This window comes from Coprococcus sp. AF21-14LB, from assembly GCF_003458885.1.
Classification (GTDB): Bacteria; Bacillota; Clostridia; order Lachnospirales; family Lachnospiraceae; genus UBA9414.
Genome location: NZ_QRVX01000040.1, coordinates 1 through 22880, shown reverse-complemented (window position 1 = coordinate 22880; position 22880 = coordinate 1). Strand labels below are relative to the sequence as shown.

The following is a 22880-nucleotide window of genomic DNA, read 5'->3' as shown; positions in this document are numbered from 1 at the left end:
AAAATAGCACGTATAAATTCGTAAAATTTGACAAAAAAATAAGCCTTAAATGGCTTAAATAAAGGATTCCTAAGGAAAGTTATAAAAATGATGTGTCAAACTCCCGTGCTTTGTATCCGGACAGGTCAATATCTTCGCCGATGGATTTTGCATCCAAAAATACAATTTTCATTTGAATCCCTCCTTATATTTAATTGCGGTAATATAGAAAAAGTATAGCATACCAAAGGATACTTGTATATCTTTGGATTGCAAAGTAAAATATGGTATAGTAAAATAAATCGGAAGAAAAAAGAAATCAGGTGAAGGATAAAATGATACAGGATATTATGCCGCATCATTTCGACAATCAATATATTCCGCAAAAACCAAAAGAGGAAGCTTTGTGCTGTTGTATGATGAAGGAAAAACACTTATTCGGAAAGAAAATGAAAATATTTCTTTTGTAACAATCAAAGAGGCAAAAGAGGTTCTGAAAGTGACAGAATTACAGTGGACATATTTATTTTCCATTGATCAAATGTGCTTTTATCTTCTTTCCGAGGAACAGGAGAAGATACTTTGCAGAAGGCTTCTGGAACGGAAACAATGTCAGGCAGAGCATATGACGTTTTTTCGTACAGCAAAACCGCAGCATATGGCATTTGCTGCTGTGACAGGAGATCAGATCCACCGTTGGTACAGAAGCCGCGTATTCTGCGGAAGATGCGGAAAGAAAATGATACATGATGAGAAAGAAAGACTCATGCGCTGCCCGGATTGCGGACAGATGGAATATCCGAAAATCTGTCCGGCGGTAATCGTAGGAGTTACGGATCATGACCGGATCGTATTAACGAAATATGCCGGACGCGCTTATAAAAAATACGCGTTAATCGCAGGTTTTGCAGAAACCGGAGAAACGATTGAGGATACCGTACGCAGGGAAGTCAAAGAAGAAGTAGGATTGCATGTGAAAAATATACGGTTTTATAAAAGTCAGCCGTGGTCTTTTTCAGATACGCTGCTCATGGGATTCTTCTGTGAGCTGGATGGCTCTGATAAAATAAAAATGGATGAAGAAGAGTTAGCTGTTGCACAGTGGTGCAATCGGGAAGAGGTTCCGGTGCAGGAAGAGGATATCAGTCTGACAAGTGAGATGATGTGCATATTCCGGCAGGGAAGAGAAAAACAGTGATTGACAACTCCCTATATAAAATATATACTGAAATAGGAGAAGAGCATTTGCGATTATATTTATATAGTTGTTAAATGCTCTTTTTTGGTTTTATCTGAGCTTTTGGTATATCAACGAATGCCCGGAAGAAATAAAGAAAGTTTACAGGAGGCTGCAGGTATGGAAAAAATAAAAAAGCTGAATTGGAAACAGCTGGGAATGGACGTGCTGGTAGATATTGTAGGAGGGATTTTGATCGCAATCGGAGTTTATAACTTTGCATCTGCGGCGGAATTTCCAATGGCAGGATTATCTGGAATTGCATTAATCTTTTATTATTTATTTGGGACACCAATCGGTGTGGTTTCAATGCTTTTAAATATTCCGATTGCAATCTTTTGCTATAAGATTCTGGGACGGGATTTCTTTATCCGCTCCATCAAATCAATTATTATTACCTCTTTTATTATGGATGAGATTGCACCGTTATTTCCATTATACGAAGGAGACAGACTTCTGGCGGCAATCTGTACGGGAGTAATTTCCGGTTTGGGATATGCTTTGATTTATATGCGAAATTCCTCTACCGGTGGAGCAGATTTCATTATGATGTCTATTAAAGCAAAAAAACCACATTTATCTCTTGGAAAAATTGTATTTATTATGGATGCAGTGATTATTGCAGCCGGGGCATTTATTTATAAGGAAGTAGATGGAATTATTTATGGAATGATAGTTACTTATCTTTTATCCTTTGTAGTAGATAAGGTAATGTACGGGATTGATGCCGGCAAACTTACCATGATTGTAACCGAGAAAGGCGATGAAGTGGCTCAGGCGATTGATAACATTTCAGGCAGAGGTTCCACATTGCTTCGCGGTGTGGGAAGCTATTCGAAAGAGGAGAAACAAGTTGTCATGTGTGCCTGCAACAACAAACAAATGTATGCGATTCGTCAGGCGGCAAAGAGAATAGACGAAAAGTCATTTATCGTGATTATGGAATCCAATGAAGTTGTAGGAGAAGGATTCAAAGAGGATTAATTTCAGAAGTTAAAGAAAAATCTGTCTGTCAGAACATATCTCAGGATATGAAACTGACAGGCAGATTTTTTTAAAGAAGCAGACTCATAACAGTCGCATAGACTTCAGGATTTTTGGTGGACCAGTTGGTAGAAATAGTAATCGCCTCTTTTTCTGTTGGAACAGTCAATGTCAGATCAATCAACGGAATTTCATTTTCCAGTACCTGACAGCGAACAGAATATTCTTGGTGGTTATTTTTGTAATAATCAGCCTTTACAGAAACTTCGTTTTTCAGATCGTATTTCTTCTCCCGCAGAAATGTATCGATATCATCGAGAATTGCAGGCGGGATTTTGGATTTGAAGAACTGTATTGTCTCCATGCCGGAGTCTGTCAGATGGTACAAAGTACGGTTGTGTGCCTGTTCTTCGTAGAGAAATCCGGTATCGACCATCTCGGAAATCGCCTGCTGCAGTTTGAAATAGTTTGTGTAGCCCTTATCCAGAATAAATTCGGAAATTTGACCATTGGTTAATGGAAAATCAATTTTTTGCAGCATTTGAAGAATAATCAGTTTGTAAAGTGCCAATGTTTCAGACATTGAGGAATCCTCCTTTATGATTTATGAAATAAATTTATCATCTTCTGTATATTTACCCTGCCAGATATCATGTTCTTTAAAATATCGGGCAGTCTGATTCAGTACATTCCGTTTATCAGAAGTCCAGAGAGGGGCGATCAGAAGGGATTTTGGTCCGTCACCGGTAATGCGGTGAATAACAATATCCGGTCGTAATGTGCAGATACACTCTCCAAGAAGTTCCAGATATTCTTCCAGAGAAGGAAGAGGAAAAGGATGCTGTTCGTAATAGGATGCAAGATCTGTCTGTTTCAGAACATGAAGGAGCTGAAGCTTGATTCCCTGAATGTCCTGAGTGTTCAGATAGCGGATTGTGTCAAGCATTTGTGAGGGAGTTTCGCCCGGAAGAAATAAAATCGTATGGACAATGACCTCAATGCCGGCTTTGCGAAGCCGTGTGACAGCATCTTCGAAAACAGAGAGAGGATAACCGCGCCGGATGAAATCAGCGCTTTTGGGATGGATCGTCTGGAGACCAAGTTCCACCCAGACTGGTTTTTGAAGGTTGAGTTCTGCAAGCAGTTCAATTACATCTTCTCCGAGGCAATCCGGTCTTGTAGCAATGGAAAGGACACAGACTTCCGGATCAGAAACAGCTTCTTCAAATAACTGCCGGAGATGTTGGACTGGCGCGTAGGTATTCGTATATGCCTGAAAGTAGGCAATATAGGAATGACCGCTGTATTTTTCTTCAAGGGAGGCTTTGCCGAGAGCCAGCTGCTCTCTGATAGAGAGGGCACGGTCACCTGCAAAGTCACCAGAACCGCCTTCGCTGCAAAAGATACATCCGCGGCTGCCGCACGTACCGTCCCGGTTCGGACATGTCATGCCACCGTCAAGAGCAATCTTGTAAAGTTTTCTGCCATAATGCTGTTTTAAATAATAGTTTAAAGAATAGTAGCGTTTATCATCCCAAAATCTCATAAGGTATCTGCTCTGCTTTCTTGTGTTGTTGAAAAAACTGCGGTCAGACTGATCGCATCACTTTCATTTATCATAACATTGATAATACATGAAATCAATGTCCGAAAAATAAAAATAAAAAGGGCTTTCTATTTTAAAAAAAAATGGTATATAATTACAGCATAGATCATATTTGCCGGTTCGGCAGGAATCCCACATGGTAAGTAATAACTAAATAAAAGAAAAGATATCAGTCATTCAGAAGGGAGAATTCAATGAGAGAGAAGTATGAATCCTTATCTTTGGCAGCCTTAAAAGATCTTGCAAAAGCAAGAGGATTGAAAGGTGTTACAGCAATGCGTAAAGCAGAGTTAATTGAAGTGATGCTTGAAGAAGATGAAAGAACAAAGCCAATACAGGAAGAAGAAAGAGACACTGAAAACGAGACAGAAAAAACCGATGTGGTAAAGCAGACCAGACCGGAAAACAGAGAAAATAATAGAGAGAACATAAGATATGAAAGAAATGAGTACCGTGAGAGACGGGATTACCGTGATATGCGGGAACAGAAGGGGGACGAGCCGCCGACAGATATTGGTCAGTTGGATAGCGGTCAGACGGTAAAAGGAATTCTTGAGGTAATGTCGGACGGATATGGATTTATCCGGTCAGCAAATTATCTTCCGGGTGAAAATGATGTTTATGTATCGCCGTCCCAGATTCGCCGTTTTAATTTGAAGACGGGAGATATTATTGAGGGAAATACAAGGATTAAAACGCAGTCGGAGAAATTCAGCGCACTTTTATATCTGACAAAGATTAATGGTTTTACACCGGCACAGGCAGCCGGCAGATATAATTTTGAAGATATGACGCCGATTTTTCCGAATCAGAGAATACGCTTAGAGAGTGGAGGAAGCAGCACAGCGATGCGGGTTGTGGATCTGCTTTCACCGATCGGAAAAGGACAAAGAGGAATGATTGTTTCTCCGCCAAAGGCAGGTAAGACAACATTACTAAAAGAAGTTGCGCTTTCTATTAAGAGAAATCATCCGGAAATGCATCTTCTGATTCTTTTAATCGATGAACGTCCGGAAGAAGTAACAGATATTAAAGAAGCTATTGAAGGGAAGAATGTAGAAGTAATCTATTCTACTTTTGATGAACTTCCGGAACACCATAAGAGAGTTTCTGAAATGGTAATTGAGAGAGCCAAACGTCTTGTGGAACACAAGAAAGAAGTCGTGATCTTGCTGGATAGTATTACAAGACTGGCAAGAGCGTATAACCTTGTCGTACCGCCAAGCGGCCGTACACTGTCAGGCGGTCTTGATCCGGCAGCGCTTCATATGCCAAAACGCTTCTTTGGAGCAGCCAGAAATATGCGTGAGGGAGGAAGTCTTACAATTTTGGCAACAGCGCTTGTAGATACGGGAAGTAAGATGGACGATGTCATTTACGAAGAATTTAAGGGAACCGGTAATATGGAGCTTGTTCTCGACCGTAAGCTTTCTGAGAAGCGGATTTTCCCGGCTGTGGACATTATGAAATCAGGAACAAGAAGAGAAGATCTGCTACTGAGTCAAGAGGAATTGGAAGCCGTTTATATTATGCGCAGAGCGCTTAATGGTATGAAGGCAGATGAGGCGGCGGACAGCATTCTGAATATGTTTGCCCGCACGAAGAATAACCGGGAATTTGTCCAGACAGTTAAGAAAACAAAATTGATCTAGTCTATAGACCGTTCATGGGATGAGAAGAGAAAATGTATCATACAGTTTTGACAAACAACTTGACAAATAACACTGAAAAGAGCCTGATTCTGTGAAAAGGAATCAGACTTTTTTTGTGTCTTAAATAGCGGTTTCACTTTATGAGGAGGTAATAATGGAAGAGAGAAAGAAAATAGTACATGATTTTAGTTTTATCGGAAGAATACTGACTATTTTGAAAATCTTACAAGAAGAGACGGATGAGTATACAACCATTTCGCAAACGGAGATTAAGAATCTGATGAAAGAATATGACCATCCTTGTTCAGAGAGAACATTGACAGATTATTTAAAAGTCATGATGAAGGAACTGAATCCAGAAGATGAAGATGGAGTTGTGGACAGTCTTTATGGGATTGAGGATTATAAGATTATTGTCAAAGGACTAGAGGATAAACTTCATGCACGCGATATAGGGCTGAAGAGAGAAGGATCAAAAAAGTTACAATTAAGAAAACTCAGATACAATCAATTGTTTTCGTTTGAAGAGTTGAATCAGATCATTGAGGCTGTTCTTTTTTTGAAGAATATAGATACAAGTACAAAAGAAAAACTGATTAAAAAGCTTCAAAAGGTAACCAGCATGAATTATCCGAAATATTCACCATTTATTAGTGAGATAACCGGAAAAATCAGTACAAATATCTCTAATGTTTATGAAGATTCTCGTGTAGACGAGGTTATGGTCAGAAAGAATCTGAAAATCATACGCCAGGCAATCGAAGCTAATAACGATATTGGAAATAAAATCGCATTTCATTTTAACGGATATAATGAGAAAAAAGAACTGATACCGAGACGAAAGCCATCAGGGGAGATCATGACATATGTGGCAAATCCGTACTATGTGATTTTGTATAATGGGAAATATTATTTGGTGTGCAGCGTAGATCCTTATGACGATGTTGGATTTTATAGAATTGATCTGATGTCTGATATTACCGATAAAACGAAAGTATCGGTATTGGATGGTGAAACTATGGTGTCAGAGAGGAGAAAACCAAAGAGAATGGTGAAAGGTCTTCCTGTCGAATGGAATGATACAATTGCATCTGAGTTTCAGGCGGAACATATGTATATGTTTTTTGGTCAACCATGTACGATACGATTAAAATTGGATAAAGACCGATATACACTTTTACATGATTATTTCGGAGATCGCTATACGTTTGTAAAACATATTGACGATAGATGGGATGAAGTAGAAGTAACATGTGTTCTAAAAGCAATGGAATCCTGGGCAATGCAATGCTCGGAGTATGTTGAAGTATTGAAGCCGGTTGAGCTGAGAAATAGCATTTTCGAAAAGTGCAGAAGGCTTTTGGAGCGTTATAGATAGGGAAAGACTGACAAAGGAGAAAATAGTTATGAAGAAAATAGAAGAAATCGTCGCATCCTTAATAGATGCAGCGGATACTTGTGAGGAAGTGAAAGAGTATTTTAAAAATGGGAACACTCCAAAAGGCCCCTATATTGATTTAGCAAAGTATTTTCTTGATGATAATTATTTGAATCGTTCCAACGGCGATGAAGCATATAAAAAATGGTTAAGAGAACTGATTAATACCAAAAGAGAACATGAGTCGATTGTTTTAGTGTCCTGAAGAAAAAGTATCAAACAAAAGATTGTTTGGAAAGGTTTGTATTTTCATTAAATGGATTATCTCCGCAGTTGAATCAAAAGTGGCATTTTTTCATAGGGTATTGGGGGTTAAGAGAGTATATTACAAAATATCCCGAAAACAATTCTGACAGATTAACACCACTAAAAAAAGGAAATAAGGCTTATGACGGAAATCCTTTTAAAAAATGTACGGAAGGAGAAATTTGGTACAATTGTATGATGGATATTAAACAAAAGAATCTTTAAAAATACTAATGCATATGAAAGAGAGAGAAGATTAAAAATTTTCAGGAATAGGGAGTGTTTTTTGTTTTCGGCAATATATTGCGTGTTTGCAGGTGTATAATACAAAGAGTAAACAAAAGAGAGAAAGAAAACAGGAGGGCGCTTATGATGGCAAAAGAAATCAGAGAATCCATTAAAACAATTTATGGTATGCTTTGGGAAATTTTGGCACTGTATGAAAAAACAGACTGTTATAACAAAGTTCCGGAGAATGAGAAGGATATCTGGGATTACCTGGGTGACAAATTGATGAATGTTCGAAAAAACATTGATATGTTGTTTCTTGGTCAAGAGGAACCGGCTCAAAAATTGAGAGAGATCGTAGATGAAACAGAACAGTTTGTCAGACGCTATGAAAGGCCGGGAGTCGTAAAAAGGTGGAAACGAATAAATCCACAAATCTTATTTTTTGAGTGTTCTTTTGAGATTATGGAAAAATTTCCGGAAGTGTATAAAGAAATCAGTTGGGGGTTATCAAATTTAAAATTGGCATGTTATCCTGATGAAAATTTAATAGCAGCAAGAAAAAAATATTTTGCAGAAGCGAATAGAAAGATTGAAGAGGGAAATTTCCAATATACGGAAGAAAGAGTGTTTCAGAATGAACTTTTACGAACATTAACCTTAGTCTTTGAGCATGATTTCAAGGAATATCTTTAAAGGAGAAGCGAGAATTATTCAAAGCGGAAGAAGAACATTTTTGAAAAACAACTTGCAAAATATAAAAAGATATGTTACAATAACAGAGCTGTTTAAGAGACATTGATTGCGGGCATTCGCCGGCAAGTAAAATTGCGAACGGCCGAGTGCTATCGCGTAACATAACATTATGAATAGAAGAGGTGAAAAACATGAGAGAAGGAATCCATCCAGAATATCATCAGGCTACTGTAACATGCAACTGTGGTAATACATTCGTAACAGGATCTACAAAGAAAGATATTCACGTAGAAATCTGTTCTAAATGTCATCCATTCTACACAGGACAGCAGAAAGCTACTCAGGCTCGTGGCCGTGTTGATAAATTCAACAAGAAATACGGAATTAAATAATGATGTCCGAAGGTTGAGGTTTTCGAATCTCAACCTTTTTGAGTATAAGGAGAGGATGTATGAAATCATCTAATATAGGCGGTCAGGCAGTGCTGGAAGGCATTATGATGAGAAATGGCGGACAATATTCCGTTGCAGTAAGAAAGCCTGACGGTGAGATTGCCGTTGACATACAGGAATATAAAAGCGTTGTGAAAAAATGGAAAATGCTGACAAGGATTCCATTTATCAGAGGCGTATTTAACTTTATTGATTCTCTTGTGATCGGTATGAAGACACTTACATATTCTGCAAGCTTTTACGAAGAAGAGGAAGAGAAGGTTGTACTCAGTGATGCAGAGGCAAAGAAGCAGGAAAAGAAAGAGAACTTTATGATGGGAATGACTGTCACATTTTCGATTTTGCTGGCAGTGCTTTTGTTTATGGTAGTCCCGTATGGAGCAACAAGTTTTCTGAAAAGATTCGGGTTGTCGAAGACTATGTTTGCAGTCTGTGAAGGAATCATCAAGTTGGCGGTATTTTTACTTTATATTTGGGGAATTTCCAAAATGGAAGACATTAAACGGGTTTTTATGTATCACGGTGCAGAGCATAAATGTATCAACTGTATTGAACATGGACTGGATCTGACAGTGGAAAATGTTCGAAAGAGTTCAAAAGAGCATAAGAGATGTGGAACAAGTTTCCTGCTTTTTGTAATGGTTGTAAGCATTATAACGCATTTCTTTGTTCTGTTTGATTCCAATGTTGTGAATCTTATCGCGCGCATTGCGTTGCTTCCTGTAATTGCAGGGATTTCTTATGAATTGATCCGACTTGCCGGAAGAAGTGAAAATCCGATTGTGAACGTTCTGAGTAAACCGGGACTTTGGCTTCAGCGCCTGACAACAAAGGAACCGGATGACGAAATGATCGAAGTTGGGATTAGAGCTGTGGAGGCTGTATTTGACTGGAAGGCGTTTTTTGAAGAAAATCCGGAAGTGAGAGTAAGGTAATGGACGAAGGAACGATATGTTTAAAAGAAGCGCTGGAATATGGAATCAACAGACTTTCAGAGGCAAAGATCAGTGAAGCAGAGCTGGATGCGTGGTATCTGCTTTCGCATGTTACAAAAATAGATCGAGGGACTTATTTTGCAGAAATAAAACGCCCACTTACAAAAGAGCAGGAAAAATGTTATCTGGAGTTGATTGGAAAACGTGCCGACAGGATTCCGCTTCAGCACCTGACAGGAGAACAGGAGTTTATGGGGCTTACGTTTCAAGTTAATGAGCATGTACTGGTACCCCGTCAAGATACAGAAATCCTTGTAGAAGAAGCGCTAAAGACTGTGTGTCCGGGGATGCGGGTTCTTGATATGTGCACCGGATCAGGGTGCATTTTGTTAAGTCTGCTCTGGTATGCAAATAAAAAAAACGGGCTGGTTTGTGGAAAGATTAATGAAGAATTGTGGAAAAGATTTGCAGTTACCGGCATCGGTGTGGATATTTCTGAAGATGCACTGAATGTTGCTGAGAAGAATCGAAAAGCTGTTTTAGGAGCTTTGGCATCGGCAGCAATTTTTCAGGAAAGCGATCTTTTTGCACAGATCGAAGGAAGGTTTGATATGATTGTATCAAATCCGCCTTATATCAGGACAGCTGTGATTGCGACACTGGAAGAAGAGGTGCGCTGCCATGATCCGCTTCTTGCGCTGGACGGAAAAGAAGATGGATTATATTTTTATGAGAGAATTATAGAGGAGAGTCCTGCCTTTTTAAAACAAGGAGGAAGGCTTTTATTTGAAATCGGGCATGATCAGGCAGAAGCTGTTTCTGAGCTGATGAAGCGAAGAGGATTTGAACAGATCCGGGTGAAAAAGGATCTGGCAGGTCTTGACCGCGTCTTGTCTGGCGTGTACAATGGTTAGAGAGTAGGAGGAATTAACAATGTTTGATAAATTAGAAGATTTGCTAATTCGTTTTGAAGAGATTATGGGTGAACTGCAGGAACCGGATGTTGCCAATGATCAGGTACGTTTCCGCAAGCTGATGAAGGAGCAGGCAGATCTGACACCTATCGTAGAAGCATATACAGAATATAAGAATGCAAAACAGGCGATTACAGATAGTGAAGAAATGTTAGAAAGTGAATCTGACGAAGAGATGCGCGAGCTTCTTAAAGAAGAGTTATCTTCTTCTAAGAAACGTGTGGAAGAGCTTGAACATGAGCTGAAGATTCTTCTTCTTCCAAAAGATCCGAACGATGATAAGAATATTATTGTAGAGATTCGTGCCGGTGCAGGTGGAGATGAATCAGCGCTGTTTGCAGCAGAAGTGTATCGTATGTATGTACACTATGCAGAGAGCAGACGTTGGAAGACAGAGATGATTTCTTTCAATGAGAACGGAATCGGTGGATTTAAAGAAGTAGTATTTATGATCAGTGGACAGGGAGTTTACTCCCGTATGAAATACGAAAGCGGTGTACACCGTGTACAGCGTGTTCCGGAGACAGAGTCCGGCGGACGTATCCATACATCTACAATTACGGTAGCAGTTATGCCGGAAGCAGAGGAAGTGGATGTTGAGATTAATGAGAAAGATATCCGTATTGACGTTATGCGTGCTTCTGGTAACGGTGGACAGTGTGTCAATACAACAGACTCAGCGGTTCGTTTGACACATTATCCAACAGGAATTGTCATCTACAGCCAGACAGAGAAGTCACAGCTGCAGAATAAGGAGAAGGCTTTCCGCCTGCTCCGTTCAAAGTTATACGAGTTAGAACTTGAGAAACAGCAGTCAGCAGAGGCAGAAGCGAGAAGAAGCCAGATTGGTACAGGAGATCGTTCAGAGAAGATCCGTACTTACAACTTCCCGCAGGGACGTGTGACAGAGCACCGTATCAAATTGACACTATATAAGATTGACGCTATTATGAATGGTGATCTCGATGAGATTATTGACAGTCTGATAGCAGCAGACCAGGCTGCAAAATTGGCGAATATGCAGGAAGACTAAGAGTTTGATAAAGAGACAAGATTCAAGCATAAGCGAATGAATACAGCGGAAAGAAATGAATGATATAAATGGAAACCGGAACAACAGATGAGTGTATCCGGTTTCTATTTTTGTAAAAGAAGACTATAGCCATATCAGGTAACTTTGTGATAAAATATTTTCTGTACGGCGATATCTGATAAGGACAGGAGGGATTTATATGCCGGCACTTTATGCACATAATCAATTTGGAAATAAAGTTTTAAGAAAACTGGATGAAGAGAATCGTAAGCGGGCACTTCGCTATTTGCCTTTGTTTCGAATCGGTCTGCAAGGACCGGACTATCTTTTTTTCTATCATCCGTTTCAGAAGAATGAGATTAGTGGAACCGGATATCGGATTCATGAAGAATCTGCATTGGGATTTATCGAACATGCGCAGAAAATCATAGAAGAAAAGGGAATGGATTCTCCGGAATATGCGTATGCATTAGGTTTTATCTGCATTTTGCACTGGACAGTGAATGTCATCCATTTGTGGAGTCTGAGATTCTTCGAACCGGTGTCGGACACATTGAGATTGAGAGCGAATTTGAAAAGCATCTCATGAGAAAGAATGGCGAAGAACCATTGTCTTATCCGATTGGAAAGACATTTCCAACAGATCCAAAAACGGCAGGGATCGTTGCAGAATTTTATGAAGGAATTACTCCAAAGTATGCCTGCAGATCACTGAGATCTATGCGCTTTTGTAAAAATGTATTGACAGCTCCATGCCCGGTAAAGCGAGCGCTTATCGACATTGGGATGAGAATTTCAGGGCAATATGAATCGCTTCAGGGGCATTTGCTTCGTCCAAAAGATAATCCAAAGTGCAGTGAAAGCATCATCGGACTGGAGAAACGGTTAGAAGGAGCGGTTCCGGTTGCGCTTGGATTGATCAGAGATTTTGAGTCCAGTGTAGAAGTAGGAACAGAATTAAGTGATCGATTTGATCGGAATTTTGAGTAACGGGTTCGAGAAGGATGAGGATCGAGGAGGATATCTGATTGGAAAAAACAAAACTGACAAAATTAGAAAAGTACTGGATTTTATATGATGTGGGGAATTCAGCGTTTATTTTGCTTGTCTCAACAATCATACCGATTTATTTTAATGCGATGGCAGAAGCGGCAGGTCTGTCGGAAGTGGATTATCTGGCATACTGGGGATATGCGGCGTCTGTCTCTACCATTCTGGTAGCATTGATCGGACCGGTATTTGGAACGATCGCAGATACAAAAGGGTTTAAAAAACCTATCTTTATTGCTAGTATGATGGTGGGTGTGCTTGGATGTGCGGCGCTTTCTCTGCCAAAGTCATGGATTGTCTTTCTGGCAGTGTTTGTAATTGCAAAAGTTGGTTATTCATCAAGTCTTGTGTTTTATGATGCAATGCTTTCGGATGTGACCACTCATGAGAGAATGGATATGGTATCTTCACATGGTTATGCGTGGGGATATCTTGGAAGCTGTATTCCGTTTGTACTCAGTCTTGCGGTGGTACTGCTTTATGAGCAGATAGGCATTACAATGACAACAGCGATGGCAATCGCATTTTTCCTGAATGCAGCATGGTGGTTTCTTGTAACCATCCCATTGCTGAAAAACTATGAACAGATTCACTATACAAAACATCATAAACACCCGGTAAGAGAGAGTTTTCAGAGACTTGGACATGCGTTTCGGGATATAAAGAAGCATAAGAAAATATTTTTATTTCTCATTTCATTTTTCTTTTATATTGACGGCGTATATACCATTATCGAGATGGCAACTGCTTACGGAAGCGCATTGGGACTGGATGCAATGAATCTTCTTGTGGCACTCCTTGTGACGCAAATTGTAGCATTTCCATTTGCACTGCTCTTTGGAAAATTGGCTAAGAAGTACGAGACAAGCAGTCTGATTAAAATCTGTATAGCAGCTTATGCAGGGATTGCTTTGTTTGCGATTCAGCTGGATAAACAGTGGGAATTCTGGATGTTGGCAGTCTGTGTGGGAATGTTCCAGGGAGCAATCCAGGCATTGTCCAGATCTTATTTTGCAAAAATTATTCCGCCGGAAAAAGCAGGAGAATTTTTCGGGATTTTTGATATTTGCGGAAAAGGCGCAGCTTTTATGGGAACTGCTCTGATGGGAGTCTTTGCTCAGGTAACAGGCAATGCAAACGGGGGCGTTTTTATTTTAGCAATTATGTTTGTAATAGGATTTTTTGTGTTTGTGAAAGCGGATCGGACAAAAGCAGTATAGTATTGTGAAGTAGAAAGAGGTATTATGTTAATTGAGTTTAAACGTCCACAGCTGGAAGATAAAGAAGTAATTTCAGAATATTTCTGGAACTATCCGTCAAGAAGTTGTGACAGAACATTTGTAAATGGATTTTTATGGTCAAGATTTTATAACGGTGGGTTTGCAGTTATTGAAGATACACTGGTATTTGAAGATGAATTGAATGGAAAGTATTCTTATTCTTATCCGGCAGGAACACCGGAGAATATCAAAAAGGCAATTCTGTGCTTGGAAGAGCATTGCAGAGAAAAGGGAGCTCCTTTTGCGCTTCATGCAGTGACGCCGGATCAGTTCGCACAGTTAGAACAGTTATTTCCGGGAAAGTTCCAGATAGAATATAACAGAGACTGGGCAGATTATGTTTATGAATCTGAAAAGCTGGCTACATTGTCTGGTAAGAAACTTCATTCCAAACGAAATCACGTTAATCGCTTTATGGCAACTCATGATAACTGGACTTATGAAAAACTGACAAAAGAAAATGTAGAAGAATGTTTTCAGATGGCGCTTCTGTGGCGGAAAGAAAACGGATGTGACGATGATGAAGACAAAAATGAAGAAATGTGCGTAACATTGAATTCTTTGCGGTTATTTGAGGAATTAGGAGTTGTTGGAGGAATTCTTCGTGTAGATGGCAGAATTGTAGCATTTACGATGGGAGAACCAATTTGTGAAGATACGTTTGTCGTGCATATTGAGAAGGCATTTGCAGATGTGGATGGAGCTTATACAATGATTAACCAACAGTTTGTGCAGCATGAATGTTTGGACTACAAGTATGTAAATAGAGAAGAAGACACCGGGGCAGAAGGGCTGCGAAAAGCAAAATTATCTTACAAGCCGGCATTCCTTGTGGAAAAAGGAATGGTAACCTGTGTAGAGCAAGAAGAGGAGCCGTAGAAATGAATTTCAATAAATGGTGTGCGAGAGAGCTGCCACCGTGGGAAATGTTGATGAAACGTATCGTATGGCTTCAAATGGGAACGCTTCAAGGAAAACGTATACTTGATTTTGGTAGTGGATCTGGTATTACTGCAAATTATTTTGCAAGAGAAAATGAAGTGATTGCAGTAGAACCATCAAAAGAAGATGTCCTTATTAGAAGAACGGATTTTCCCTATCAGCAATTGATTGGAAGTATAGACGTTTTAAAATCGTTACCAAAGGAGTCATTTGATTATATTATTTGTCACAATGTCTTGGAATATGTGGATAACAGAGAAGAGATTATAAAGGAATTTGACAGAATCTTAAAAAGAGAAGGAAGAATTTCTATTGTAAAGCATCATCGTCCGGGAAGAGTCATGCAAATGGTTGTTTTAGGAAATGAATTTGAAATAGCACATGATTTATTAGACGGGAAAGATGGAGTGGCTTCACGTTATGGAGCAATTCGTTATTATGAAGATAGTCAGATAGAAAAATGGTGTGATACATTTCGAATTATGAAAACACTTGGAATGAGGGCATTTTGGGATTTGCAGCAACAACAAGACATTCATAAGAATGAAAGTTGGCAGGAAAAAATGATTGAAATGGAAATGAGAGTTTGTGATTTAAAGCCTTATAAAGATATTGCGTTTTTTCATCATTTATTTTTAGAAAAAAATGTTAATTGTTAACGTTTATAGTGGGAAAAGCAGGAGCTGTTGCGTCAGTAGATTTGTCTACTGATACAACAGCTTCATTTTATGTTCTAAAATACTTTCTATAAATAAATTGGCATATTATTCTTTGGTCAATCCCATAATGTGGATTCCATTGACTTCTACACTGTCATCCATCTGAATGACGATACACCGGCGTCCGTCGATGATTTTCGTTTCAATCAGGTCGGTACGGTCTGGATTTACCTGAATGGTAATATTTGGTGTTTTCACTTCAAATTTTCTTGTACTGGCAATATTTGACACAAGAAAAGAAGATTGATCGCTTCCGGTAGAGGCTTCATATTGACGGTCAAATTCTTCCAGATGTTCTTCCGTTGCTCCGCTGCTTGCAAGAAGTCGTTTTACCTCTGTTTTATCAAGAGAGAGAGGTTCCGGATTTTCTTTATTCTCTTCTGCAATTTCATTCAATTTTTCATGGATATTTTTGACAACTTCATAATCGCATTCATTGCCAAGAGTTTCTTCAATAATTGTATGGAAGCTTTCCTTCTGAGTCTTTGCGGTAAGCGGAATCCGGCAGCCGAGGAATTCTTCTACAAATTCTGGTTGTAATTCTTCTGGATTTTTTGAATAGTAGAGGAGACTGTGGATGTCGCTGTTTCGGTCAGTAAAAGCAGGGAACAGGAATCCTTTTGCGGAACTTCCACAATCCAGTCACGAATTCGATCCATAATGCTATTTGTTTCTTCGTTGTAGCAGAGCCCGGCCTTAGATAATTTGACCGGACAGATACTGCAAAGAAGGTGTTCATAGACATATTCAGAGGAATCAAACATTTCATCCCCGTCAGATGCTTTGCCCGGAATATCGTAGGCAGCGTGAATCAGGATAATATAATAATTTTCACCATAGGAGTAATGTTCGATTACTCTGTCGTAAAATTCATCTAACAGCATATCGTCTTTTAGCTTGCTGTCTCTTAATTTCAGAAGAAATGTCTGAGCGCCATCGGAGAGTTCCTGTTCCAGTGGGAACTCCAGATTGATCAGATTTTTCCCGATGGTTCCGGAAAGGGTTTTTTTGAAAATATCAAAATATTTAAACATTTCTTCTTCAGGAAGAGAGAGGAATGCTTCTTTTAGTTCTGTTTTTCGTTCCTTCTCAGCATCTACATAGCATCCGCAAATGCGGGTAATGGCGCAATTGGAAGGAGAAAACTGTTTTTTAATTTCTGCAACTTCTTTTTTATTCATGTAATTCTACCTCGTGTTATGTATTATTTCCATGTCACATTTGCAATCCTGCGCGGAGCAGTTCTTTCATAAAATACATGGGGATATCCAAGCAGCATACAGGCATGGATTGTTTCATCCGGTGAAAGTGAGAGCCATTCCCGCACAGCCGGGATTCGGTTAGCAATACCGGCGAGATAACCGTTATAGAGAGCGCCAAGTCCGTTGGATACAGCCATTAATTCCATATTTTGTGCAGCCAGTCCTGCATCCAGAGCAGTATCCGCTGTAATGAACACAAGCGCCGGAGCATTGCGAAACAGAAAATCATCGTGACGGTCAGCGTTTCGGCGTTTGTAAAAGCTGGCAAATGGAATCAGTTCACGGGGAATCGATCCCGCTTGAGCAGCAATGAGAGAACCGATCTCATCCCAGAGTAATTGCTTGAAGGAATCGAGCTCTTTCTGAACAAAAATGAAGTGGCAGCTCTGGGAATTTTTGGCAGTGGCTGTATAACGTCCGGCCTGGAGAAGTTCTTCTAACAGATGCTGTGAAATTGGTTCCGGTTTGTAATCGCGTATACTGCGGCGAAACTTGATTGTGTGCAGCAGTTGTTCCGGAGAAAGCTCAAACGTTTCTTTGCGATATGTTTCTACATCTTCCATATCGTATTCCGGAATACTGACAGCAGAAACCGGACAGATTGCAACACAGTGTCCGCAGAGAATACATGGACCTTTTATGTGGGCAGTGCCATCTATAAGTTCAATGCGGCTGCCGACACAATCGCCGGCACAGGCGCCGCAGCCGATACATTTATCCTGATCAATAAAAACCATTTTGGACCTCCTTTATGTGTCAGATCGGATGAAAAATCCGATGGGAATCTTATAGTATTGTATGAAATCGTATCGGGAAAATCAATGGTTTCTTTGAAAAACCGGTATAGATTTTTCAGAAAGCCTGGAGTACAATGAGACTGCATAAGAAAAATAAGAAAGGCAGAGTGATAGATTTGGACAAGAAAATTATTTTGGCATCTGCATCTCCACGACGGAAGGAATTGATGACATTAGCGGGATATACATTTGAAGTAAAGGTTAGTGAGAAAGAGGAGTGCTATAAAAGTAATATACCGGAAGAGATTGTAAAAGAGCTGGCGCTTCAAAAGGCAGAAGATGTGGCGGGACGGACAGCGAAGAAGAAACTGGTAGTCATTGGAGCAGATACGGTTGTGGCAGTGGATCAGGAGATTCTCGGAAAACCAAAGACAGAAGAAGAAGCTTTTGCCATGATCCGCAAAATCGCCGGAAGGACACATCAAGTCTATACGGGCGTGGCAGTGCTGAATTTCGACGATACCGGGAAATGTACAGTGGCAAGCCATGCGGTAAAGACAGATGTGACGGTGTATCCAATGACAGATAAGGAAATACAGACTTATCTGTCATCGGAGGAAGTTATGGATAAAGCGGGAGCCTACGGAATCCAGGGACGGTTTGCCGTATTTATAGAGAAGATTGACGGCGATTATTATAATGTGATGGGACTGCCGATTTCCTATCTCTATCATGTGCTGGAAGACGGAAATCAATTGGCGGAAGAATCGGATGTTCTGCGGACTGTCGGGAAGTAATGATAATCATTCCGTTTCTTAAGGAAATAATAAACCGACAGGAAAACGGTCATACATTCTGCAATTGGCACTGCAAGCCAGATGCCATTTACACCGATAAAGTATGGGAGAATGAGTATGTTTGCAGTAATTAAAACAAATGTCCGGACGAATGAAATGACAGCAGATATCTTTCCGTCTGAAAATGCTGTGAACATGGAAGAGGCAAATATATTTATGCCTGCAAACAAATAGTTCAATGAAAACAGAAAGAAACCGGTGTTAGCAATTCTGAAGGTCTCGGAGTCAGCCGGTGTAAAAATCTGTACAATTACCGGAGAAGAAATCAGCGCAAGCACGGTGATCAGTACTGAAGAGATGCCGATGAAGCAAAGACAGATTTTAAATACCTTCTGCAGCATTGGATGATTTTTGCTTCCATAGTTGAAACTGATAACAGGAGCGACTCCCATAGAGAAGCCCATATACAAGGCGTTGAATAAAAATTGTCCGTACAATACGATGGTAATGGCGGCAACACCGGGCTCACCAAGAAATTTCAGCATCATAATGTTGAACAGGTAAGTTACAACTGCGTTAGAAAGGTTCGTTACCATTTCGGAAGAACCGTTTAGACAACTGTCTTTTAGCACGCGAATCCGGATGCGAGGTTTGACAAAATACAGTGAATGCCTGACAAAGAGGAAGTAAATCGTGCCGACAACCGCAGGGATGAGTTGACCGATACCGGTGGCGAGCGCTGCACCGCGCACGCCCATTTGCAATGGTCCCATAAAAAGATAATCGAGAACCATGTTGGCAAGACCGCCGCTGATTGTCAGAATAAGCCCGAACACAGGCTTTCCGGCTGTAACAAAAAGTGTTTGAAATAATAATTGTAAAATACAGGCCGGAGCCAGATATAAAGAGACGCTAAGATAGCCAATACAATCATCAAGAAGCACATCTGTAGCTCCTAATACACGGGAAATCGGTTCCAGAAATGCATTTCCGATGCCCATTAGCAGAAATCCGGCAATCAAACCGGTCAATATGATGAAAGAGAAATCTTCGCGTGCACTGTCAAAATTTCCGGCGCCCATTTTACGCGCAATAATAGCGCTTCCGCCGGTAGCCAGCATAACGCCGATGGCAATGACGAGGCTAATAGCGGGGTATACGATGTTTGTGGCTGAGAGCGCATCTGTTCCGACAAGGCGAGAGATAAAGATTCCATCTACAATTGTATAGAGCGACATAAAAACCATCATGATCATCGTCGGAAAAGCAAACTGCAGCAATGAAAAGAAGTTAAAATTTCTGGCAATTGAATTTTTCATGATATGTCATCCTTTCTTTTTAATTGAACATCTGATATGATAAACTATAGAGTAACACGATAGTCAAGCAGGAAAAGGGAAGAATTGAAAATGAATAAGAGCAGATATTTAAGTACCGGAGAATTTGCAAAATTGAGCAGAACAACGAAGCATACATTGTTTTATTATGATGAAATCGGATTGTTTTCACCGGCAATTAAATTGGAAAACGGATATCGGTATTATTCCTACAGTCAGTTAGATGTATTTGATGTGATCTGCACCCTTAGAGATCTGGATATGCCGCTTGAGAAGATACAGGCATACATGAAAGGCAGGACGCCGGAGAAGCTCATGGAAGTGCTAAAAGAAGAGGAAGAGATTATTGCGGGAAGAATCAGACAGCTTCGCAGGACAAAGGAATGGGTCCGGCGCAAAATGCTTCATCTGGAAACGGCAATGCAGATGGATGCAGATGAAATTGCTGTTTGTCAGGAAGCAAGCCGATATTTAGTTACAAGATATGTAACATCGTCTAACGAAAAAGCATGGGCAAGAGCGATTGGAGAATTGTATGAATATTGTGAGAAGTATGAGCTGCAGAGTCCATATGCGATTGGGTATCGTCTGGATATGAAAGATGTTCGCAGAAAGAAATATACCAATTATCATACCGTCTATGAAATGTTTGACACAAGACCTGGAAAAGTAGCATGCTGTCTGCGCCCGGCAGGAGAATATCTGACAGCCTGTCATCGTGGAGACTGGCATAAAGTAGGCGATACTTATGAGCGTATGATTGCTTATGCTGACGCCCATGACCTTTGTCTGGGAGAATATTTCTATGAAGATACAATGATTGACAGTCTGACAGCAGAGCAGGAAGAGGCGTTTGTGACGAAGATCATTTGTCCTGTTATAGAAAAAAACTATGTTTCCGGTGAACAGAAAAATAGGTAAAGAGAAAAATAGATAAACAGCAAAATGGGAGATAAAACAGGGGATACAGTAACTATCTGAAGGTACTGTATCCCCGCGCTATTATATGGTGTTATTCTTCCCCGCCTAATTTGCTGGCAACAAACCAGCCGGCGATAAATGTTACGATACCGAGTGCTAATAACGGAAGAGAGAACTGGCTCCAGTCCGTTTTCATAAGAATTGCAATCGGAGATGCAAGAATCAGACCAATGATTCCGTAATATGCATGAATTTCTGCTTTTTTAAAGATAAATTCAATCAGTTTGGCAATAGCAAAAATTCCGATGACAATGCCAATGCCGAAAGGAGCTAAAATTCCAAATACTCGAAGAATTTCAGTTAGATTGAAAGCAATCAAAGCGTCAATAAAGTCGTTGATCGTTTCAATGATCGTATCATAATAACCGAGCAGCATCAGCATCATAGAGCCGCTGACTCCCGGAACAACCATTGTGGCAGCAGCTATGATACCTACGGCAAATAGTTTTATCACATTGATCAGACTAAAGCTTACATCAGCGGCAGTTCCGCTATTTTCGCCAAGAACAGCCATTAGAATTACGATTCCGAAGAAGATAAAAAACGGAATCAGCTTGCCAACAGAAACCGAATGTCCTTTTACTTTCTTAAAGATAAATGGAAGACTTCCGGCGATGAGACCGCAAAATGCGAAATTAGTTGGGATCGGATAGTTTGCTAACAAAAATTCAAATAATCTTGAGAGCAGTACAATCGCAAGTCCTGCGCCTGCAAAAATAGGAAGAAGCAATTTCATACTTTCTTTAAATTCACTTTTTAAATGGGTAATAGAATGAATCAGCTTATCATAAAGACCCATAGCGACCATCATAGTTCCTCCGCTGACGCCGGGAATGATGTTAGCGATTCCTACAACCATACCCTGTAAGATTTTTTTTAACATAGTATTTCTCCTTGATTTTATATATTTTCTGTTTTCATATAGCAAGAACAGTTTTTAAGAAAAATATCTTTTTGCCAGTTCTTTAAACTTTGGAAGCGCATTGACGATTGTTTCATAAGCAACACAATAGGCAATACGAACATATCCGGGACAGCCAAAGGAAGTTCCCGGCACGACTAGAATATTATATTCTTTTGCAGCGCTGCAGAATTCTGCTTCATTTTCCGTTGGTGTTTTCATAAACAGATAAAAAGCCCCCTGAGGTTTCACACATGAGAATCCACAATCAATCAAACCTTGATAGAGTGTTTCGCGATTCCGATCGTAATAAGAAATATCTGTTTTTTCATTCAGACAGCGTTCTACAAGTTTTTGCTGCAATGTTGGTGCATTTACAAATCCAAGAATACGATTGGCTACATTTGCCGCTGCATTTACTTTTTCGCTGTCAGTTACTTCATCCGGGATGACGAGATAACCAATCCGTTCTCCGGGAAGAGAAAGGGATTTACTATAAGAATAGCAGACAATGGTATTATTGTAATAAGCGGTCAGATATGGGACGTCCACACCATCATACGCCAGTTCACGATAAGGTTCGTCGGAAATCAAATAAATTTCATGTCCATATGCCTGTTGCTTTTGTTCCAGGATGGCAGCAAGTTTTTTTATTGTTTCCTCAGAATACACAACTCCTGTAGGATTGTTCGGTGTGTTCACGATGACTGCCTTTGTGCGCGGTGTGACTTTTGCCTCAAATTCATTAAGTTTTGGTTGGAAAGTTTCAGTATCCGGTGAAATTTCTATGATCGTACCGTCAAAATTATTCACATAACTTCTGTATTCTCCGAAATAAGGAGCGAATACAATGACTTCATCTCCCGGATTTAAAAGAACTTTCAAAGCTACATTCAGACCTCCGGCAGCGCTACGGTCATTGTTATATTTCCCGCTTTGAATGCAGTGCCAAATCGTTGATTTAATGAGTCAGCAACAGCCTGTCTTACGCTGCTGTAACCGGCATTGCTGTTTGTATAGCCATGCAGAAGGAGAGGATCTTCTTCAGTAACAATGTCGATGACAGCCTGTTTCACTGTTTCAGGAGCCGGGACATTCGGGTTGCCCAGACTGAAATCATATACATTTTCCGGTCCGTAGATTTTTGCGAGCCGGTTTCCTTCTTCAAACATTGCCCGGATTGCTGAGCTATTTGCTACCATATGTTCCATTTTTTTTGATATCATTTCTGTATCCTCCAATTCGTATTGTATTATAGCATCGTTCAACTCTTTCGACAATCTGAAACTTATTTATCTTTTTAGGATTATTTTGTGAATTTTTTTCTTTGCAGACATAATGAATGGAGGTCATAAAGACAGATAAAATACTATAAAAATAATAATTAACAGAAAAATAAAAAATATTTTACAAA

General features: G+C 39.9%; 21 protein-coding genes and 3 pseudogenes. 17 read left to right on the top strand and 7 right to left on the bottom strand.

Annotated features, from left to right (window positions below; translation table 11 throughout):
• Positions 1-314 precede the first annotated feature (314 nt).
• Positions 315-1177: pseudogene (gene nudC / locus DWX73_RS09925) on the top strand (NAD(+) diphosphatase).
• A 168-nt stretch (positions 1178-1345) separates the two neighbouring features.
• Positions 1346-2200, top strand: coding sequence for a YitT family protein (locus tag DWX73_RS09920; protein WP_118348635.1), 855 nt, complete (start codon positions 1346-1348; stop codon positions 2198-2200).
• A gap of 70 nt (positions 2201-2270) precedes the next feature.
• Here the strand turns inward: DWX73_RS09920 and DWX73_RS09915 are convergent, their stop codons facing one another.
• Both DWX73_RS09915 and DWX73_RS09910 read right to left on the bottom strand, forming a co-directional pair.
• Positions 2271-2783: a DUF4364 family protein gene (locus tag DWX73_RS09915; RefSeq protein WP_118348633.1), complete on the bottom strand. Its 513-nt coding sequence runs from the start codon at positions 2781-2783 to the stop codon at positions 2271-2273.
• A 21-nt stretch (positions 2784-2804) separates the two neighbouring features.
• The gene (locus DWX73_RS09910) at positions 2805-3746 is read right to left on the bottom strand and encodes a TIGR01212 family radical SAM protein (RefSeq protein WP_118348632.1); all 942 of its coding nucleotides are present in this window, start codon (positions 3744-3746) and stop codon (positions 2805-2807) included.
• Between the two features lie 254 nt (positions 3747-4000).
• Here DWX73_RS09910 and rho point away from each other — a divergent pair, with 254 nt between their 5' ends.
• From rho to DWX73_RS09845, 13 genes are all read left to right on the top strand, one after another.
• Positions 4001-5458, top strand: coding sequence for a transcription termination factor Rho (gene rho, locus DWX73_RS09905; protein ID WP_118348631.1), 1458 nt, complete (start codon positions 4001-4003; stop codon positions 5456-5458).
• 154 nt (positions 5459-5612) lie between these two features.
• Positions 5613-6836, top strand: coding sequence for a helix-turn-helix transcriptional regulator (locus tag DWX73_RS09900; RefSeq protein WP_118348630.1), 1224 nt, complete (start codon positions 5613-5615; stop codon positions 6834-6836).
• Between the two features lie 28 nt (positions 6837-6864).
• On the top strand, positions 6865-7101 hold the full coding sequence (locus tag DWX73_RS09895; RefSeq protein WP_118348629.1) for a hypothetical protein: 237 nt from the start codon (positions 6865-6867) through the stop codon (positions 7099-7101).
• Positions 7102-7511: 410 nt separating this feature from the next.
• Positions 7512-8066, top strand: a complete 555-nt coding sequence (locus DWX73_RS09890; protein ID WP_118348628.1) for a hypothetical protein — start codon at positions 7512-7514, stop codon at positions 8064-8066.
• 191 nt (positions 8067-8257) lie between these two features.
• A complete protein-coding gene (rpmE, locus tag DWX73_RS09885; RefSeq protein ID WP_118348627.1) occupies positions 8258-8458 on the top strand; it encodes a 50S ribosomal protein L31 in 201 nt (66 codons plus the stop codon).
• Between the two features lie 59 nt (positions 8459-8517).
• Positions 8518-9453, top strand: a complete 936-nt coding sequence (locus DWX73_RS09880; protein ID WP_118348626.1) for a DUF1385 domain-containing protein — start codon at positions 8518-8520, stop codon at positions 9451-9453.
• The gene (gene prmC, locus DWX73_RS09875) at positions 9453-10367 is read left to right on the top strand and encodes a peptide chain release factor N(5)-glutamine methyltransferase (RefSeq protein ID WP_330413612.1); all 915 of its coding nucleotides are present in this window, start codon (positions 9453-9455) and stop codon (positions 10365-10367) included. The genes DWX73_RS09880 and prmC overlap by 1 nt, the downstream gene beginning before the upstream one ends.
• Before the next feature lie 19 nt (positions 10368-10386).
• The gene (gene prfA / locus DWX73_RS09870; protein ID WP_118348625.1) at positions 10387-11460 is read left to right on the top strand and encodes a peptide chain release factor 1; all 1074 of its coding nucleotides are present in this window, start codon (positions 10387-10389) and stop codon (positions 11458-11460) included.
• 199 nt (positions 11461-11659) lie between these two features.
• Entirely contained in the window at positions 11660-12049 is a 390-nt protein-coding gene (locus DWX73_RS09865) for a hypothetical protein (RefSeq protein ID WP_118348624.1), read from the top strand.
• Entirely contained in the window at positions 11977-12450 is a 474-nt protein-coding gene (locus DWX73_RS09860) for a hypothetical protein (RefSeq protein WP_158556848.1), read from the top strand. The genes DWX73_RS09865 and DWX73_RS09860 overlap by 73 nt, the downstream gene beginning before the upstream one ends.
• 38 nt (positions 12451-12488) lie before the next feature.
• Complete coding sequence (locus tag DWX73_RS09855) at positions 12489-13730, top strand: MFS transporter (protein ID WP_118348622.1); 1242 nt, start codon at positions 12489-12491, stop codon at positions 13728-13730.
• 21 nt (positions 13731-13751) lie between these two features.
• Positions 13752-14669, top strand: coding sequence for a DUF2156 domain-containing protein (locus DWX73_RS09850; RefSeq protein ID WP_118348621.1), 918 nt, complete (start codon positions 13752-13754; stop codon positions 14667-14669).
• Between the two features lie 2 nt (positions 14670-14671).
• Positions 14672-15391 carry a class I SAM-dependent methyltransferase gene (locus tag DWX73_RS09845; protein WP_118348620.1) on the top strand — a complete coding sequence of 240 codons (720 nt, stop codon included), beginning with the start codon at positions 14672-14674 and terminating at the stop codon, positions 15389-15391.
• A 105-nt stretch (positions 15392-15496) separates the two neighbouring features.
• On the opposite strand, the pseudogene DWX73_RS09840 reads toward DWX73_RS09845, so the two are convergent.
• Together DWX73_RS09840 and DWX73_RS09835 are read right to left on the bottom strand one after the other, a co-directional pair.
• Positions 15497-16632: pseudogene (locus DWX73_RS09840) on the bottom strand (DUF4317 domain-containing protein).
• 23 nt (positions 16633-16655) lie between these two features.
• Complete coding sequence (locus DWX73_RS09835; RefSeq protein WP_118348619.1) at positions 16656-17450, bottom strand: nitroreductase family protein; 795 nt, start codon at positions 17448-17450, stop codon at positions 16656-16658.
• Between the two features lie 176 nt (positions 17451-17626).
• Between DWX73_RS09835 and DWX73_RS09830 the strand changes: the two genes are divergently transcribed.
• Positions 17627-18247, top strand: a complete 621-nt coding sequence (locus DWX73_RS09830) for a Maf family protein (RefSeq protein WP_330413610.1) — start codon at positions 17627-17629, stop codon at positions 18245-18247.
• Here DWX73_RS09830 and DWX73_RS09825 read toward each other — a convergent pair.
• Complete coding sequence (locus DWX73_RS09825; RefSeq protein WP_118348617.1) at positions 18202-19566, bottom strand: MATE family efflux transporter; 1365 nt, start codon at positions 19564-19566, stop codon at positions 18202-18204. The genes DWX73_RS09830 and DWX73_RS09825 overlap by 46 nt on opposite strands.
• A 90-nt stretch (positions 19567-19656) precedes the next feature.
• Here DWX73_RS09825 and DWX73_RS09820 point away from each other — a divergent pair, with 90 nt between their 5' ends.
• Positions 19657-20505, top strand: a complete 849-nt coding sequence (locus DWX73_RS09820) for a MerR family transcriptional regulator (RefSeq protein ID WP_118348616.1) — start codon at positions 19657-19659, stop codon at positions 20503-20505.
• Between the two features lie 91 nt (positions 20506-20596).
• Here the strand turns inward: DWX73_RS09820 and DWX73_RS09815 are convergent, their stop codons facing one another.
• On the bottom strand, positions 20597-21448 hold the full coding sequence (locus tag DWX73_RS09815) for a DUF368 domain-containing protein (protein WP_118348615.1): 852 nt from the start codon (positions 21446-21448) through the stop codon (positions 20597-20599).
• Positions 21449-21502: 54 nt separating this feature from the next.
• Positions 21503-22692, bottom strand: a pseudogene (locus tag DWX73_RS09810) (pyridoxal phosphate-dependent aminotransferase).
• Between the last annotated feature and the right edge of the window lie 188 nt (positions 22693-22880).

Bases quoted from the DNA above. Each gene is read 5' to 3' on its own strand.
- DWX73_RS09915 (WP_118348633.1), bottom strand. From the start codon at position 2,783: ATGTCTGAAACATTGGCACTTTACAAACTGATTATTCTTCAAATGCTG.
- DWX73_RS09910 (WP_118348632.1), bottom strand. From the start codon at position 3,746: ATGAGATTTTGGGATGATAAACGCTACTATTCTTTAAACTATTATTTA.
- rho (WP_118348631.1), top strand. From the start codon at position 4,001: ATGAGAGAGAAGTATGAATCCTTATCTTTGGCAGCCTTAAAAGATCTT.
- DWX73_RS09900 (WP_118348630.1), top strand. From the start codon at position 5,613: ATGGAAGAGAGAAAGAAAATAGTACATGATTTTAGTTTTATCGGAAGA.
- DWX73_RS09895 (WP_118348629.1), top strand. From the start codon at position 6,865: ATGAAGAAAATAGAAGAAATCGTCGCATCCTTAATAGATGCAGCGGAT.
- DWX73_RS09890 (WP_118348628.1), top strand. From the start codon at position 7,512: ATGATGGCAAAAGAAATCAGAGAATCCATTAAAACAATTTATGGTATG.
- rpmE (WP_118348627.1), top strand. From the start codon at position 8,258: ATGAGAGAAGGAATCCATCCAGAATATCATCAGGCTACTGTAACATGC.
- DWX73_RS09880 (WP_118348626.1), top strand. From the start codon at position 8,518: ATGAAATCATCTAATATAGGCGGTCAGGCAGTGCTGGAAGGCATTATG.
- prmC (WP_330413612.1), top strand. From the start codon at position 9,453: ATGGACGAAGGAACGATATGTTTAAAAGAAGCGCTGGAATATGGAATC.
- prfA (WP_118348625.1), top strand. From the start codon at position 10,387: ATGTTTGATAAATTAGAAGATTTGCTAATTCGTTTTGAAGAGATTATG.
- DWX73_RS09865 (WP_118348624.1), top strand. From the start codon at position 11,660: ATGCCGGCACTTTATGCACATAATCAATTTGGAAATAAAGTTTTAAGA.
- DWX73_RS09845 (WP_118348620.1), top strand. From the start codon at position 14,672: ATGAATTTCAATAAATGGTGTGCGAGAGAGCTGCCACCGTGGGAAATG.
- DWX73_RS09835 (WP_118348619.1), bottom strand. From the start codon at position 17,450: ATGGTTTTTATTGATCAGGATAAATGTATCGGCTGCGGCGCCTGTGCC.
- DWX73_RS09825 (WP_118348617.1), bottom strand. From the start codon at position 19,566: ATGAAAAATTCAATTGCCAGAAATTTTAACTTCTTTTCATTGCTGCAG.
- DWX73_RS09820 (WP_118348616.1), top strand. From the start codon at position 19,657: ATGAATAAGAGCAGATATTTAAGTACCGGAGAATTTGCAAAATTGAGC.
- DWX73_RS09815 (WP_118348615.1), bottom strand. From the start codon at position 21,448: ATGTTAAAAAAAATCTTACAGGGTATGGTTGTAGGAATCGCTAACATC.